This is a genomic window from Marinobacterium lacunae, assembly GCF_000705555.1.
Taxonomy (GTDB): Bacteria; Pseudomonadota; Gammaproteobacteria; order Pseudomonadales; family Balneatricaceae; genus Marinobacterium_D; species Marinobacterium_D lacunae.
Map to the genome: position 1 here is coordinate 1 of NZ_JMQN01000047.1, position 16,541 is coordinate 16,541.

Sequence of the window (16,541 nt, forward strand, 5' to 3'; positions counted from 1 at the left end):
TGACGACTACAATGGGTAGGTCGGCCTGATCACAGGCGAAAACAAAGGCGTGCTCATAGCGGCCGGTGGCTTCGACGACGATACGTTTGATGTTGTGGGTTTTAAGCACCTGAACGGTTTTGAGGATCTGTTCCTCATCGTTCGGGATCTGGAAATGGAGGTCCAGCGGATGCAGGACGATATCGAGTTTGGATTTGCCGACATCGACGCCGACGTTGATTTCAATTTGGCTTTCCATGCTACTCATAATAAGCTGACTCTGCCTTGCTATGCGGGCTCGAGGCCCCTATGACTGTTCGAGTTATGGCGATGGAGTCATGCAGCGCTACGCCCTTGTTACCGGTCTCTCGCAAGAGGATCCTACGTTCAATCGAGCTGCTGCATGAAGGCCCTCAATGGCCGTTGAGGGTGGGCCTCGACTTTACCCGGAAATCACACGTAATTATCCATACAAGGCATTTAAACGGAACTTGTAGTTTCCCCGCTGTAGTGGACACCTCGATCTAATGCAGACGAGGAGTGAAGTGCCAGCTTACAAGACCCAGAATAAGACGCGACAGTACACGAACGAGTCTAAAGCCAGAGCTATTAAGCTGGCACACAACGCCACTGCCTTTCTGTGACTAGGCGGCTCACTTTAGCGGCGATCACACTCTTAGCAATAACGCCCCTGTGGTTTGTCCGCTTTCCAGTAGTTGCTGCGCCTTTGCCGCCTTCGTTAGCGGCAGTATGTCGAAAATGTCGGCACTCATCCCGGCTTGCAGCTGCTGCATAACGGCCATGCCGCTGGTTTGGTATGACGCAGGGTCATCGATATATTGCAGCACGCTGGGGCGGATATAACCGACTGATTTGGGCAGTGACGAAAGCAAGATAGGGGTGGGCACTCCGGCTGCGTGACCGATACTGGCCACCAGGCCAAAAGGCGCTGCACAGGCCAGACTTTGCTCGAACGTCGCAGCACCGATGCCGTCAATGACATAGTCCACACCCCGGCCGTTTGTTAACCGTGCCACCTCTGCAACCGTATCCTGCTGCTTATACAGGATAAGATGCTCATAGCCTTTTGCTTTGGCTATAGACTGCTTGGCTTCGCTGCCGACGGTACCGATCAGGTTGACGCCTAACCGGGCCGCCCATTGGCCCAATATCTGCCCCAACCCACCGGCAGCGGCTTGAACCAGCATGGTTTCTCCAGCCTGAACCGGACGTATCCGCATCAGCAGCATATGGGCCGTCATACCTCTCAAGAGGCACGAGGCCACGACCTCCTCCGACACACCCTCAGGAATCAGCAGTAACCTGTCGGCCGGCAGATTGCGATGGCTGCAATAGCTGCCCAAGGGTAAACCTGCATAGGCGACTCTCTGGCCAATATGAAACCCTGTTACCGCGTCCCCCAGTGCTTCTACTATGCCCGTCGCTTCCACGCCGGGAACAGTTGGTAACTGGGGTAACGGATATTGTCCGGAACGAAAATAGATATCGACGAAATTCACGCCAATAAACGTTTGCCTGATGCGTACCTCTCTCGACCCCGGCGGGGGTAGGGAAGCGCTCGTTTCCTGCAGTACCGATGCAGGGCCGGTTTGCGTGATCTCAATGCGAATGGTTTCGGTCATAGTCTGTGCTCTTGCAGGGTTGAAAACGGTCGCAAGGCGCAGATTGCAACGTGCCTCGCTTGAAACCACTGTAGCCAAGACAGACCTGTATAAAAATTATCAAAAACAGCACAGGTTCTGTGCATAATTGCACAATGACTAAATTGAACTGGGACTATGTCCGCTATTTTCTGGCATTGGTGGAAGCTGGCAGCCTGTCCGCAGCAGCCCGCCAGTTGCAAGTTGAGCACAGCACCGTCGCACGCAGGCTGGACCAGTTGGAACGGCAGTTGGGCGTTCGCCTTTTTGATCGCATGCCCAGAGGGTGGCAACTGACCGGCGATGGAAAAATGTTGCTCGAGCCAGCCAGGCAGATGCAGGAAAGCGAGCTGCGGATTCAGCGCATCATGGATGGCCGCGTGTCGCTGAGCGGTCGGGTCAGAGTCTCTGTGCCGCCGATGTTGGGCCGCTATCTGCTGACGCCGCATCTGTTGGAGTTGCGCAAGCAGTTACCCCAGGTAGAGCTGGAATTGGTATCGGATCTGCAGAGCGCCGATCTTCACCGTCGCGAAGCCGATATCGCCTTGCGTCTGCACCGACCGGAACAACTGGACTTGGCTACCCGCAAATTGGCGGACCTTCCCTTTGGCCTGTTTGCCAGCCCGACGTATTTACATCTTCACGCACCGGAGCAATGGGAGTTTGTCGGCTACGAACACAGCATGAACGCGGCGCCACAGCAACAATGGCTGGAGTCTCAGTTGGGCGCACGCCGTGTAGTTTTTCGTTCCAACGATCTGCACCTTCTAGCCGCAGCCGTTGTTCAGGGCGTCGGCATCGGAATGCTGCCCCGTTTTTTGCAACCCGTTTATCCGGAATTGCAGCTCGTGTCCGATCCGGCTTGGCCGGTAAACCGCGAGCTGTGGCTGGTGATACACCCCGATTTACGTCGCTCTCCACGCGTGCGGGCGGTGGCGGATCTGATCAGTAGTTGGTTTGTGTAGAAGCGCTCTTTTCCCCATCGTGCCTATGTCGCAGATATGACAAAGGCACGTGTCTCTGTCCCACATTACACAGCCAAAGCATCTGTCGTTCGTTACAAACTCCTTTAAAAACAACGCACTTTTCGATGGCCCGCGGCTTGCAGATACCGATTCAAGCAGGTGATCTGCATCTGACAACCGGCCGCTGGCCAACTGAGGAGTGAATCCGATGGAGTTGACAGTCCTTAACGAAACACAAAGCGCAAGCAGCGGGGGATGCTCATCCAGTGGATGCGGCAGCACCGATGATCAGCTGAGCCACCTCCCCGACGATATCAAGCAGAAGGTGCACAATCACCCCTGCTACTCGGAAGAGGCGCATCACTACTTTGCCCGTATGCATGTGGCTGTGGCGCCGGCCTGTAACATTCAGTGCCACTACTGCAACCGCAAGTATGACTGTGCCAATGAGTCGCGCCCGGGCGTTGTATCCGAGCTGCTCACGCCCGATCAGGCGGTGATGAAAACCAAGGCGGTGGCCGCCAACATTCCGCAGATGACCGTGTTGGGCATTGCCGGCCCCGGCGATCCACTGGCCAACCCCGAGCGCACCTTCGAGACCTTCCGTCGCCTCAGTCAAGAAGCGCCCGATATCAAGCTGTGTGTGTCCACCAACGGTCTGGCGCTGCCCGATGCCGTTGAGGAGCTGGCCAAGCACAACATCGATCACGTCACTATCACCATCAACTGCGTTGATCCGGAGATAGGGGCCCAGATCTACCCCTGGATCTACTGGAACAACCGCCGTATCCGCGGCAAGAAGGGCGCCAAGATTCTGATCGAGCAGCAGCAGAAAGGGCTCGAGATGCTGGTTGCGCGCGGCATTCTGGTGAAGGTGAACTCGGTGATGATTCCCGGCGTGAACGACCAGCACCTCAAAGAGGTAAGCCGTATCGTCAAGCAGAAGGGGGCTTTCCTGCACAACGTTATGCCGCTGATCTCCGAAGCGGAGCATGGCACCTTCTACGGTGTCATGGGACAGCGCGGGCCGAGCAACGAAGAGCTGATGGATCTGCAGGACGAGTGCTCCGGCGATATGAACATGATGCGCCATTGCCGCCAGTGCCGTGCCGATGCCGTTGGCCTGCTCGGTGAAGACCGTGGCGACGAGTTCACCCTCGACAAGATTGCCGAGATGGATATCGACTACGAAGCGGCGATGAAAAAGCGCGCCGTCATCCATCAGGGAATCGCCGAAGAGCTGGCCGAGAAGGAGAAAAAGCGCGCAGCGCTGGCAGCGGTCAAGGTGCCCAGCGGGCCGGCGGCTGACAACACCCATTTCCGCCCGGTGCTGATGGCGGTTGCCACCAGTGGCGGCGGCATGATCAACCAGCACTTTGGCCATGCCACCGAGTTTCTGATCTACGAAGCCTCATCCAACGGTGTGCGGTTTATCAGCCACCGCAAGGTCGATCAGTACTGCATCGGTAACGATACCTGTGGCGAGAAGGAGAGTGCACTCTCGGGCAGCATTCGTGCGCTGTCCGGTTGTGAAGTGGTGCTCTGCTCCAAGATCGGGTTCGAGCCCTGGGGCTTGCTGGAAGAGGCCGGTATTCAGCCCAATGGCGAACACGCGATGGAGCCGATCGAAGAGGCGGTGATGGCGGTGTACGAAGAGATGATCGCCACCGGCCGACTCGATGAGGCCAAACCGGAAAACGCACAGATCAGCGCCTGAGGAGGTCAATCATGTCTTTGAGCATTATTGAAAGCTGCGTCAACTGCTGGGCCTGTTATGACGTGTGTCCCAGCGATGCGATCTACGACGCCAAGCCGCACTTCATGATCGATGCCAACAAGTGCACCGAGTGTGAGGGCGATCACGCCGATCCCCAGTGCGCGAGTATCTGCCCCATCGAGGGTGCGATTCTCGATGCCGCGGGTGACGCGATCAATCCGGCTGGCTCTCTGACCGGCATACCGCCTGAACTGATGGAAAAAGCGATGGCCGAGATTCAGGCCCGATAAACGGCGCGGGGGAAGGGCGATGACGCAGGTGGTGTTTTACGAAAAGCCCGGTTGCATCAACAACCGCAAGCAGAAGCAGTTGCTGGAAGCGGCGGGGCTTAAACTCGATGTGCGCAATCTTCTTGAGAGTGCATGGACACCACAAACACTGCGGCCCTTCCTCGGTGCCGATGTTTCAACCTGGCTCAACATGAGCCATCCGGGCATCAAGGCGGGCAGCGTACTGCTCGATCTTGAAAATCCCCATGCGGTGCTGGCACAGCTGTGTGCCGATCCGCTACTGATCCGACGTCCGCTGATGCAGATCGGCGGACACTATCTGCAGGGTTTCGAGACGCAGGTGCTTGAGCCTGTGTTCGGTCTGACGATACGACCGGAGGGTGATATCGAAACCTGCCCGAAGCGTCATACCGCGTCCGCGTGCACAGCGGAGGGCAGCTGAATGGCACTGGCAGCCTTGCAGATAGTAGACCGGTTCGAGCGACTGATGGCGGTCGCGGCGGGTGGAGAAACCGACCGTCATCTCGCTCACCTTTGTATAGGGCCCCGGCTGGGCCTTGGATGTCTGCCGCTGAACTTAGGGCTAAAGCCGTCAGCCTTTGCGCAGCTGATTGAACGCTGCTTTCCCGGCGGCGAGGTGCACCTGGCACTTGAAGCGCACGAGGCCCCTCTGCTGGAAACCCGCTCGGCCATGCGCGATGAACTCAGCATCCTGCGTGACGATGAGCGTCAGGAGCTGGTCGCACTACTGGAGGATTTTCGGGTGCCGTCGGTGCCGCGGGAGTTGTCACTGATTATCGCCACCGGTTGTCTGGGCGGTGATCACCTCTGGCGGGATCTGGGGTTCCCCCATCGCGGCACTCTGAGCGAGCTGATGGAGCGGGCCTACCCGGATCTGAAGGCGCTGAATAACCGAGACATGAAGTGGAAGCGTTTTTTCTACAAGCAGCTGTGCGAGCGCGGTGGGGGCTATGTGTGCCGGGCACCGAGTTGCGATCAATGCACCGCCTACCACGACTGTTTCGGGCCGGAGGAGTGACCCCGTGCGGGCGACCGGTACGGCTGAGAGCCGAACGTTAGACGATTGATCGCTAAGACGCCCGAACTGTCGGGCACTCAATTCCGAGGGATTGCTATGAGCACTGAACAGAAAATTCGTACGCAACTGGCCGAGAACCCGGTCCTGCTCTACATGAAGGGCACCCCCAGTGATCCCAAGTGCGGCTTCTCCCGCAACGCGGTGGAAGCGCTCAAGACACTGGAGGCGGATTACGCCTACGTGAACGTGTTGGAGGCCCCCTTTATCCGCGAGAAGCTGCCGAGCATATCCAACTGGCCAACCTACCCGCAGCTGTTTATCAAGGGCGAGCTGGTGGGCGGCAGTGATGTGGTGGTGGCGATGGTCGAGGACGGCAGCCTCAAGCCGATGCTGGATGCCGCAGGGGGTGCCTGATGCAGACCTGCGAAGTCGAAACGATTATCCAGGCGGCGATGCCCGAGGCGGATATCGATGTTAGCGGCGAGGAGTGCAACTTTACCGTCGCGATCATCAGTGAACGGTTCGAGGGCCAAAACCTGATGCAGCGGCAAAAAGGGGTGCTGGCGCTGTTCGAGGAGCCGCTTAAGACAGGCCGTCTGCACGCGCTGACCATCAAGGCCTTTACCCCGGCGCAGTATGCCGAGATGCAAAACACCTTTCTGGTTCAGCTGGAAAGCTGAAACCGGCATGACGATTCGAGGTGATGACGATGAAAACCACACACACGCAGGAAGATCCGGTTCAGGCACTGAATCAGTTTGAACATCTGGCCCATGAGCCGCAAAGCGGTCTTGGGCGCGGTTTGGCGCGTATCGCCATGCTGCTGGCCGCGGGCCGCTACTGTCGGCATCGTCATCTTTCGATCAGCCGCCAGTCCACTTTTCAGCGTAACCTGATGGAGAACCACCATGAGTACTGATGAAAACCTGTTTGACGAGGCGTTTGTGGAAGCGACAAACCGGCTGATCGAAATCGCCAACGAGATGGGCGCGAAGTATGGCGATCACAAGATGGGAGTAGCGTTTATCTACGCGGCGGCCCGTTATAACGCCTACATCGCGGCAGGCAGCGTCACCGATGCCGACGAGCTCGCCGGCAAGCGCGACAAGGCGGTGGAGTACTTCACCGACCGTTTTCGTCAGCTGTACGATGGCAACCTGCAGGATTACATCGCCAACTTCGATGAATACATGGGCGCGGCGGCCGAAGAAGAGGCGACAGCCGAAACCGCTCATTGAGCAGCGGTGAAGTAAAGCGGATCGACCCGTTCAAACCACCAGGTCGATCTGCTGCGATATAACGACTACCTCCCAACTAGCCACTTACCCTTCCGTATTTCCTTCGTGCTACCGATATCTCACAAATTCGGACACGAAAGTACGACTCCTTCGGCCAATGCAGACGCTTCACTTGCAGGTCTCCCTCCTTTACACTAAATTTCCAAAAACTGTCAGTTACCGAGAAAAACCATGAGCAATGGTCAGCAAGATCAAGTGATGACGCTTGAAGAGCTCTCCCTGTATCTCAAGCTGCCGAAATCCACCGTCTACAAGCTCGTGCAGGAGGGGCGCATACCCGGCCAGAAGCTGGGCAAGCAGTGGCGGTTCGGGAAACAGGCGATCGACCAATGGCTGAACACGCAGCAGACGCCGGAGGGGAGAAAATGAGCGCCTTTACTCCCCATCAAGGCACCTACTTCGCCTACTGGCTGACCCAGACCGGCAAGCTGCAGAACCAGATCTCCCGCACCATGGCGGCTGCCCGTGTGGATATGAACCCGCACCAGATCGAAGCTGCGTGTTTCGCGCTGAAATCGCCGTTGGAAAAAGGCGTATTGCTGGCGGATGAGGTGGGCCTGGGCAAGACCATCGAAGCCAGTCTTGTCATGGCGCAGAAATGGGCCGAACACAAGAAGCGTATTCTCCTGGTCGTTCCCGCGTCACTGCGCAAACAGTGGGAGCAGGAGCTGCAGGACAAGTTTGAGCTGCCCTCGATCATCATCGACAGCAAGGTAGCTGGGCGCCTGAAAAAAGAGGGGCTGAGCAACCCCTTCGATCAAATCGACAAGATCGTGATCTGCTCCTACGAATATGTGGCGAGTCAAAAGGACTGGGTACAGCTCATCGACTGGAATCTGGTGGTGTTCGATGAAGCGCATAAGCTGCGCAACATCTATCAGAACAGCAGTGGCAAGCGGGCCAAGGCGGTGGTCAAGGCGACCAAGGGCGCCGAAAGCCGGGTGTTGCTGTCTGCGACCCCGATCCAGAACAACTTGATGGAGCTTTACGGGCTCAGCCGAGTGATCGACGAACACTATTTCGGCGATGCAAAATCCTTTCGTAACCTGTATGTCAATCGACAAAAGGACAAAAACACGCTCGACGATTTGAAGCAGCGGATCCAACCGCTCTGCCATCGTACCCTGCGGCGGCAGGTGCAGCAGGAGGGGGGGATCAACTTCACCAATCGTTACTCGATCACCCAGGACTTCACGCCCACGGACGAGGAGTGGAGTCTGTACGAAAAGCTCTCCACCTACCTGCAGACCCCCGATATCCAGGCGATCGATCCCAAGGCGCGCCATCTGGTCAGCATCGGTTTGCGCAAGATACTCGCGTCCTCCACCTTCGCCGTCGCCGATACGCTGAAAGGCATGATAACGCGTCTGCAGGACAAACAGCTGCTCAATGAAGAGTCGCTGGATGATCTGGAAGAAGCCGACGACTGGATCGACGCCGATTTTGGTGAGACCGATTCAGGCGACGGGCGAGTAGAAAAGCTCAAGCAGGAGATCGAGGAACTCTCCGAGTGCTGCCGCCTGGCGTCCGAGATTACCCATAACGCCAAGGGCGACGCCCTGCTGGTCGTATTGCAAAAAGCGATGGATATGACCGAGCAGTTGGGCGGACAGCGCAAGGCCGTAGTCTTTACGGAATCCTGCCGTACCCAGCAGTACCTCAATACATTGCTGGAGAACAACGGTTTCAAGGGGCGAACGGTGCTGCTGAATGGCGCCAACAACGACGCACGCTCGCAGTCGGTCTACCGTGAATGGTTCGAAAAACACCAAGGCTCCGCCCGTATAAGTGGCTCCAAGGTAGCCGATATGAAGGCGGCGCTGGTAGATCGCTTCAAGAGCGACCAGGCCGATATCCTGATTGCTACCGAGGCAGGTGGTGAAGGTATCAACCTGCAGTTCTGCTCACTACTGATCAACTACGATCTGCCCTGGAACCCGCAGAAGGTGGAGCAGCGGATTGGCCGCGTGCATCGTTACGGGCAAAAGAACGATGTGGTGATCGCCAACTTCGTCAACCGCCGCAATCCGGCCGACAGGCGCGTATTCGAGTTGCTGCATGAAAAACTCAAACTGTTCGAGGGGGTCTTTGGTGCATCCGATGAAGTGCTGGGCGCCATTGCCGACAATATCGATATTGAACGCAGAATCTACGAGATCTATCAGCACTGCCGCACGGATGCCGCAATAGAGGAAGCGTTCAACCGGTTGCAGGACGAGATGAAAGAGGTGCTGGAGGTTCGAGAGGAAGCGGCCAGACAAACGCTGTTCAACAACTTCGACCGAGATGTGGTCTACAACCTGAAGACCCGCCGTGACGAGAGTCAGGACTTTCTCAAACACTACGAGCGTGTACTACTGGATCTCGCCAGTGCCGAGTTGCAGGGTGCAAGGATCGAGCGTAACCACTTCTTCTATCAAGGCAACCGTTATGACCTGACCTGGCCCCGGGCCGAGGAGAACGACTCTGAGTTTTTCCGGCTCCAGGCGACGGAGCACTTCCTCGCCTGGGAATTGGTACATCGCGCCAAGAAACGCATGCCGGATGCTGCCCATCTGATTTTTCATTATGATCGGCTGTCCGACGGACAGTACGCGGCACTGCAGCCCTATATCGGGCAGTCCGGCGCATTGCAGGCGATCAATATCACCTTCGAATACAACCGGGGGCGGTCGCGCGAGAACCGGATTGTCGTGTTGGCGAACACGGATAGCGGTGAAAAACTGCATCCGGATCATGCCGAGCATCTGTTATCCATCCCGGCCGCCTTGGCGGCGGGCGTGCCCGAAATCGATACCCTCTCTTTCGGGAGCTGGGTCGACTCGGTAGTGGCTGCACAGAGAGCCGCCACCGAACAACAGCTTGATCAATATCTCGAACAGGAGTCCGACAAGCTGGAACGCTGGGCGCAGGATAAACGTCAGGCCCTGATGCAAAGTGTCGAAGAGTTGGACGAGCAGATCCGCACCTTCAAGAGAGAGTCGCGTCAGTTGGCTTCGACAGCGGAGAAGATCCGGGCGAAGAAAGAGCTGCGTCAGCTGGAGCGTAAACGCGACGATGCGTTGAGTGAGTATCACGAAGCGAAAAAGGTGATCGAACGGGAAGAGGACCGCTTGCTCGACGAAGTCAGCGAAAAGCTGGAACTGAGTTGTACGGTCGATACCCTGTTCACCATTCGCTGGACGCTGCAGCGCTAAGCCCAAGACAGGCGAAGAGAGAACCTCGATGGAAAGAGAAAAACTGGTCAAAGAGCTGCTGTTCCATATTCGCCTGGGCGAAGACTCCAGCATCGAATTCAAGGCTGTCGAGTACGATGGACAGCGTGTGCGCAGCCCGAATGGGGACAAGATGGCGCACGAAATTGCCGCTTTCGCCAACGGTCAGGGTGGCCGTATTCTTCTTGGGGTTGAGGACAAGAGCCGCGATGTTATCGGAATCGAGGACGACAAGGTCTCCCTGACAGAGGAGTGGGTCGTCAACATCAGCCAGCAGAAGATAACCCCACCGGTGCGGGTGGATACCCGCCTGCTGCAGTTGCCCGACAAGGCGGGCGATCAGAAAACCGTGATCTGTGTCGAGATCCCGCGCAGCATCGCCGTGCACCAGAGCGTCGGCCGTTATTATCAGCGGGTTGGCTCTACCAAACAGGAGATGAAACCCGAGGTGCTGGCGCGGCTGTTTCAGCAGCGTTCCCAGTCGCGCCTGATCCGTTTCGACGAAACCCTGGTGCCGGGCACATCGACCGAGGATATCGACCCGAGCTTGAAACAGCGCTTCCTGCGTCCCGGCACTCCGGAGCAGATTCAGTTTCATAAACTGCACCTGACCGCGAAGGATGAATACGACGAAGGGCTCTCGGTGAGCGGTACCCTGCTACTGACGCCCAACCCGACCCAGTGGCTGCAAAACGCCTATATCCAATGCGTGCTCTATGCGGGCACAGAGCGGGATGCTCAGGACCAACTGGATGCCCAGGACTACACCGGCCCGGTGGATCAGCAGATCAACGGCGCGTTCGAGTTCGTGCGTCGCAACATGCGCGTGGAGGCGGTGAAAAGCATCGGTCGCCGCGATATCCCGCAGTACGACTTGGGTGCCGTGTTCGAGGCGGTCGTCAACGCCGTGGCACATCGCGACTACTCGATGACCGGTCGGCGTATTCGTCTGCATATGTTTTCCGATCGGCTCGAACTCTACAGCCCCGGCGCACTTTCCAACAACCTGACCATAGACGGCTTGATGGACAACACCGTGACCCGTAACGAAGCGCTGGTGAACCTGCTGAGCCGCTACTACAACGCGCGTGAGGAGGCCGGGCGTCAGGCACTTATCGAGCGGCGTGGCGAGGGGGTTCCCAAGATCGTCAATCGTAGCCGGGAACTGAGCGGTCGGGAGCCGGAGTATCGGCTGATCGACGACAATGAGCTGTTGCTGACCATCTATGCCGCAAGCAAGGAACGCTAAAGAACCATCTATGGGCCTGCAAGCACAGCTGGAAGCGCTGCTTGAACGCGGATTTGTTTAAATATCAACCGGGCTACGGACAGTTCGGCGATGCACGGCAGTTTATCGAGCAGCTTCGGAACAAACATTGGCGCAAGCGCTTTTTCTGGAGCGAAGCTGGTTATCCGAACAAATAGAAACACCTGAACGAAATTCGATCAACGGGCGCCGCCGTAACGGCGAACAAGGACACAGAATGACCGACCGCGATATACAACTGGACGGCAACTCGCTGAACACAAGCGAACAGCGCAAACAGGAACTCAAGCTGCTCTTCCCCGGCGTATTTACCGAAACGCGCAACGACCGGGGCGAACTGGTCGAGAGCATCGACTTCGAGCGGCTGAAGGCGGAGCTGGGCAGCTTCAGCGAGATCTACGACAACAAGCGCGAGCGCTACGGCATGGAGTGGCCGGGCAAGCGAGATTGCCTGCGTGTGATTCAGGCCCCCAGCCAGGCCACGCTTAAGCCCTGCCGTGATGAGTCGGTGGATTTCGACACCACCGAAAACCTGTTTATCGAGGGCGACAACCTGGAGGTGCTCAAGCTGCTGCAGAAGAGCTACTACGGCAAGGTGAAGATGATCTACATCGACCCGCCCTACAACACCGGCAAGGAGTTCATCTACCCGGACAACTTCGCCGAAAGCCTGGACACCTACCTGGACTACGCCGGACTGAAGGAGAAGGGCGGCGAAGGGCGCAAATTCAGCACCAATACCGCCAGCGAAGGGCGCTTCCACACCAAATGGCTCAATATGATGTACCCCCGCCTCTATCTGGCGCGCAACCTGCTGCGCGAGGATGGGGTGATCTTTATCTCCATCGACGATAACGAGGTGGAAAATCTACGCCGGATCTGTGATGAGATATTTGGGGAGGAGAATTTTATTGCCAATATTATCTGGCACAAAATGGATAGTCCAAAAAACTCCGCGAAGTATTTCAGCGAAGATCATGATTATGTTTTGCTATTTGCAAAGAATGCTGAAATCTGGAGGCCAAACTTACTTCCTCGTTCAGAGGAAATGATCGCTCGCTATAAAAATCCCGATAATGATCCAAGGGGGCCTTGGCTGTTGGGGGATTTGGCAGCGCGAAATTACTATAGTAAGGGTGTTTACTCAATTAAAACCCCGAGCGGTAAAGTTATACCTGGGCCTCCGGCCGGAAGCTATTGGAGAATAAGTAAAGAAAAGTTCGAAGAGTATGACGCTGATGGGCGTATCTGGTGGGGTGAAAGCGGAGATAATCGACCAGGTATTAAGAAATTCCTGTCTGAAGTGAGGCAGGGAGTTATTCCTCAGACATATTGGACTTGGAAAGAGGTTGGTAGTACGCGTAACGCGAAGCAAGAGCTGAGCAGATTGCTTGAGGCTAGCAGTGGTGACGAAATATTTGTCACCCCCAAACCTGTTGGTTTGTTAAAGCGAATTCTTCAAGTGTCTACTTCAAACTTTTCGAGGGATATTGTCCTAGATTTCTTTGCAGGGTCGGGTACTTTGTGTGAAGCAGTTTATACCCTTAACTCTCAAGACAAGGGGAATCGAAAATCAATTGCGGTTCAACTGCCTGAGGTGAGTGGCGTAAATGCGACTGTCTCTGATATGGCAAAAGAGCGCATCCGCCGAGCTAGCGCCAAAATCTGCTCCGAACTCGAACAAAAACAGGACTTCCAAACTCTGGAAAACCTCGACCTCGGTTTCAAAGTGCTGAAACTCGACCAAAGCAACTTCAAACAGTGGCAGGCTCCCGGCCGCGATATCGACGACTCGGCACTGCTGCAACAGATGGAGCTGAATGTTGATCATATCGACCCTGCTGCCACTCAGGAGGATCTGCTCTACGAGATTCTGATCAAGGCGGGCGTCAAACCCACCGAGCGGATCGAAATCATCGAGCTGGCCGGCCACAGGCTCTTCTCCGTGGGTGAAGATGCCCTATTTGTACATCTGGAGAATGAGATCGACCAACGCCTGATCGACGCCGTGCTTGAGAAAGCGCCGGGCCAGTTTATCTGCCTGGACAAGGCGTTCCACGGCAACGACCAGCTCAAGACCAATGCCGTGAAAACCTTTGCCGCCTACAACCAGGGCAAGGTAGGGATCGACCGCATCGACTTCAAGACAGTCTAAGGGACAGAGATGAAACTGAAGTTCGACCCCGGTCTCGACTACCAGAAGGATGCCATCGATTCAACGCTGGCGCTGTTCGAGGGACTGTCACGTGCGGAAAAGGTCTATACCGAGCGCGGTATCGCCAACCATCTGGACCTGAATCCGGAACTGCTGCTGAAAAACTTGCATGGGGTGCAGGAGGGCAACTTTATCGAGAAGTCGCGCAGCCTGATCGAAGATGACGATCTCTACGCCTTCCCCAACTTCTCGGTGGAGATGGAAACCGGCACCGGCAAAACCTATGTCTACCTGCGCACCATCTTTGAGTTACACAAGCGGTTGGGGCTGCGCAAGTTCATCATCGTGGTGCCCTCGGTGGCGATCCGGGAAGGGGTGCTGTCGTCGCTCAGGTTGATGAAAGAGCACTTCCAGGCGCTGTACGACAAGGTGCCGTTCGATCACTACGTCTACGACTCGAAGAACCTGCCGGTGCGCCAGTTCGCCTCCGCCAATACGCTGCAGATCATGGTGATCAATATCCAGGCGTTCCAGAAGGATGCGGATACCGAGAAGGGCGGTAACGTGATCCACCGTGAACTGGACCGCATGTCGGGTGCGCGTCCCATCGAGTTTATCCAGGAGGTGCGCCCGGTGGTCGTCATCGATGAGCCGCAGTCCGTCGATACCACGGTCAAGGCCAAACGCGCCATCAATCTGCTCAAGCCGCTGTTCGCGCTGAGATATTCGGCTACCCATAAGCACCCCTACAACCTGGTGTATCAGCTCGGTCCGGTAAAAGCCTACGACCTGAACCTGGTGAAGAGGATCGCTGTCTCCTCCATTCAGTCGGACAAGAACGTCAACCAGACCTACCTGAAGTTGGCGCAGATCGGCTACGCGGGCAAGGCCAAGACCCCGTCGGCCAAGGTGGTGATCTACGAGGACACCCCCAACGGCACCAAGGAGAAGACGGTCAAACTGAAGCAGGGCACCGATCTGTCCGATCACACCAACCGTTCCGGTTACCACGGATACGTGGTGGACGAGATCTACGCCGAGCCGGGTGCTGAATACGTGCGCTTCGCCAATGATGTAGTGTTAGAGCCGCAAGAGGAGCGCGGCAGTATTCACGACGAGGTGCTCAAGCAGCAGATCCGAGAGACGGTGGAGGAGCATTTCCGCAAAGAGCGCAGCCTGCAAAAGGCGGGGCACTCTGTGAAGGTGTTGTCGCTGTTCTTTATCGACAAGGTGGCCCACTACCGCTACTACGATGAAAACGGCGAACGCCAGAACGGCAAACTGGCGTGCTGGTTCGAAGAGGCCTATAACGCTGTAGCCGGTTCGACGCTATACAAGGACCTACCCAAACGGGACGTGGAACAGGTTCATAACGGCTACTTCGCCGAGGTGAAAAAACGCGGCAAGGTGGTGGAGCTGAAGGATACTTCGGGTACTACCGCGTCCGACGCCGATGTGTACGAGCTGATCATGCAGGATAAGGAGCGGTTGCTGGACGACGCCGAACCGCTGCGTTTTATCTTCAGCCACTCGGCGCTGAAGGAGGGCTGGGACAACCCCAACGTGTTCCAGATCTGCAGCCTGCGCGATATGGGCAGCGAGAAGGAGCGCCGTCAGACGCTTGGTCGTGGTTTGCGCCTGGCCGTCGACAGTAACGGCGATCGCATCCACGATCCGGCCGTAAACCGACTGACGGTGGTGGCCAGTGAATCCTTCGAGCAGTATGCCAAGGAGCTGCAGACCGAGATGGAGAAGGATATCGGCGGCGGCTTCAAGTTCGGCCGGGTTCCCTCCATCGCGTTCGCATCCCTGCAGCTGGAAGGCGAGGCCCCGCTGGGGCAGGAGCGCTCCAAGCAGCTATGGCATCTGCTGAAGGATGTCGGCTATCTCGACGCGAAAGGGGATATCACGGCGATGTTCCAGCCGGATGACCTGCTGTTCAAACTGCAGGTGCCCGATGAGTACGCGCCGCTCGAGCAGGATATTGTCGAGCGCCTGCGCAGCTTCATGTTTGCTGGTCGTATCCAGGACAACCGCAAGCGTGTGCAGGTGGCGTACAACAAACGGGTGGAGCTGAACCCGGATTTCGAAGCGCTGTGGCAGCGGATCAGCCAGAAGACCCGCTACTCCATCGCCTTCGATACACGGCAACTGATCGATCTGGCATCCCATAAGCTGCAGACCATGCCGCCGGTCAAGGCGGTGGCGCTGACCATCGAACAGACCCAGGCGACGTTGACCGATGCCGGTGTCGGTGCCGAACGCAAGATCCAGATACCGAAAACGCGCTACATCCATTCCCACGAAACGCTACCTGACCTGTTGGGCATCCTGCAGGAGCAGACCGAACTGACCCGCGCCACTCTGTTCGAGATCATCAAGCGGTGTAATCGCCTGCAGGAGTTCAAGGACAATCCGCAGGGCTTCATTACGGCGGCAAGCCAGGAGATTCACAAGGCGCTGAGCGAGTTGTTGGTGGATGGGATCAAGTACCAAAAGCTGGATGGCGAACAGTACAAAATGGAGCTGTTCAACGAACCGGAGCTGGAGGCGTATCTGGAGCGGGCCTATCAAGTTCAACATGGCGAGGTGGGGGGGCAGATCCAGACACCCTACGACTATATCGAGTATGACTCGATCATAGAGCTGAAAACCGCTCAGGCACTCGATGGCGCCGAGAACGTGAAGTTCTACTGCAAGCTACCGCGCTGGTTCAAGATCCCCACGCCGGTGGGCGACTATAATCCGGATTGGGCCGTGGTGTTGGAGGATGACAAGAAGGTGTACCTGATCCGCGAAACCAAGACCACGCACGATGCCGATAAACGCCGCAAGGAGGAGAACCTGAAAATCCAGTGTGGAGAAGCGCATTTCAAGGCGTTGGGCGGAGTAGATTACGCTGTCGCGACATCGGTGGCGGAGGTGGTGGCCCACGATTGAATGAGCAGATCGACC

The 16,541-nt window shown here is 56.7% G+C and carries 15 protein-coding genes and 1 pseudogene; 14 read left to right on the top strand and 2 right to left on the bottom strand.

What is annotated here, in order from left to right:
• Window positions 1-247 (bottom strand): annotated as a pseudogene (locus tag ADIMK_RS15255) (IS110 family transposase); the annotation flags it as partial.
• Window positions 248-647: 400 nt separating this feature from the next.
• Complete coding sequence (locus ADIMK_RS15260; protein ID WP_036190027.1) at window positions 648-1,622, bottom strand: quinone oxidoreductase family protein; 975 nt, start codon at window positions 1,620-1,622, stop codon at window positions 648-650.
• A 134-nt stretch (window positions 1,623-1,756) separates the two neighbouring features.
• Between ADIMK_RS15260 and ADIMK_RS15265 the strand changes: the two genes are divergently transcribed.
• From ADIMK_RS15265 to ADIMK_RS15330, 14 genes are all read left to right on the top strand, one after another.
• Window positions 1,757-2,605, top strand: a complete 849-nt coding sequence (locus ADIMK_RS15265; RefSeq protein WP_036190029.1) for a LysR family transcriptional regulator — start codon at window positions 1,757-1,759, stop codon at window positions 2,603-2,605.
• A gap of 208 nt (window positions 2,606-2,813) precedes the next feature.
• Entirely contained in the window at window positions 2,814-4,322 is a 1,509-nt protein-coding gene (gene nifB / locus ADIMK_RS15270) for a nitrogenase cofactor biosynthesis protein NifB (protein WP_036190031.1), read from the top strand.
• Window positions 4,323-4,333: 11 nt separating this feature from the next.
• Window positions 4,334-4,612: a 4Fe-4S binding protein gene (locus ADIMK_RS15275; protein ID WP_036190033.1), complete on the top strand. Its 279-nt coding sequence runs from the start codon at window positions 4,334-4,336 to the stop codon at window positions 4,610-4,612.
• A gap of 19 nt (window positions 4,613-4,631) precedes the next feature.
• Window positions 4,632-5,054, top strand: coding sequence for a thioredoxin domain-containing protein (locus ADIMK_RS15280; protein WP_036190035.1), 423 nt, complete (start codon window positions 4,632-4,634; stop codon window positions 5,052-5,054).
• A complete protein-coding gene (locus ADIMK_RS15285; protein ID WP_036190037.1) occupies window positions 5,055-5,651 on the top strand; it encodes a nitrogen fixation protein NifQ in 597 nt (198 codons plus the stop codon).
• 96 nt (window positions 5,652-5,747) lie between these two features.
• Complete coding sequence (gene grxD / locus ADIMK_RS15290) at window positions 5,748-6,065, top strand: Grx4 family monothiol glutaredoxin (RefSeq protein ID WP_036190039.1); 318 nt, start codon at window positions 5,748-5,750, stop codon at window positions 6,063-6,065.
• The gene (locus ADIMK_RS15295; protein ID WP_036190041.1) at window positions 6,065-6,331 is read left to right on the top strand and encodes a BolA family protein; all 267 of its coding nucleotides are present in this window, start codon (window positions 6,065-6,067) and stop codon (window positions 6,329-6,331) included. The genes grxD and ADIMK_RS15295 overlap by 1 nt, the downstream gene beginning before the upstream one ends.
• A 29-nt stretch (window positions 6,332-6,360) precedes the next feature.
• Entirely contained in the window at window positions 6,361-6,570 is a 210-nt protein-coding gene (locus ADIMK_RS15300; protein WP_036190043.1) for a hypothetical protein, read from the top strand.
• Complete coding sequence (locus ADIMK_RS15305; RefSeq protein ID WP_036190045.1) at window positions 6,560-6,889, top strand: DUF3144 domain-containing protein; 330 nt, start codon at window positions 6,560-6,562, stop codon at window positions 6,887-6,889. Before ADIMK_RS15300 ends, ADIMK_RS15305 begins: the two co-directional genes overlap by 11 nt.
• 231 nt (window positions 6,890-7,120) lie before the next feature.
• Window positions 7,121-7,318, top strand: a complete 198-nt coding sequence (locus ADIMK_RS15310; RefSeq protein ID WP_036190047.1) for a helix-turn-helix domain-containing protein — start codon at window positions 7,121-7,123, stop codon at window positions 7,316-7,318.
• Window positions 7,315-10,146, top strand: coding sequence for an SNF2-related protein (locus ADIMK_RS15315; RefSeq protein ID WP_051693000.1), 2,832 nt, complete (start codon window positions 7,315-7,317; stop codon window positions 10,144-10,146). The genes ADIMK_RS15310 and ADIMK_RS15315 overlap by 4 nt, the downstream gene beginning before the upstream one ends.
• Window positions 10,147-10,174: 28 nt before the next feature.
• Entirely contained in the window at window positions 10,175-11,413 is a 1,239-nt protein-coding gene (locus ADIMK_RS15320) for an RNA-binding domain-containing protein (RefSeq protein ID WP_036190049.1), read from the top strand.
• Window positions 11,414-11,648: 235 nt separating this feature from the next.
• A complete protein-coding gene (locus ADIMK_RS15325) occupies window positions 11,649-13,586 on the top strand; it encodes a site-specific DNA-methyltransferase (RefSeq protein ID WP_036190051.1) in 1,938 nt (645 codons plus the stop codon).
• Window positions 13,587-13,595: 9 nt separating this feature from the next.
• Window positions 13,596-16,526 (top strand): restriction endonuclease, encoded by a 2,931-nt coding sequence (locus ADIMK_RS15330; protein ID WP_036190053.1) that lies wholly within the window; start codon window positions 13,596-13,598, stop codon window positions 16,524-16,526.
• Window positions 16,527-16,541: the final 15 nt, after the last annotated feature.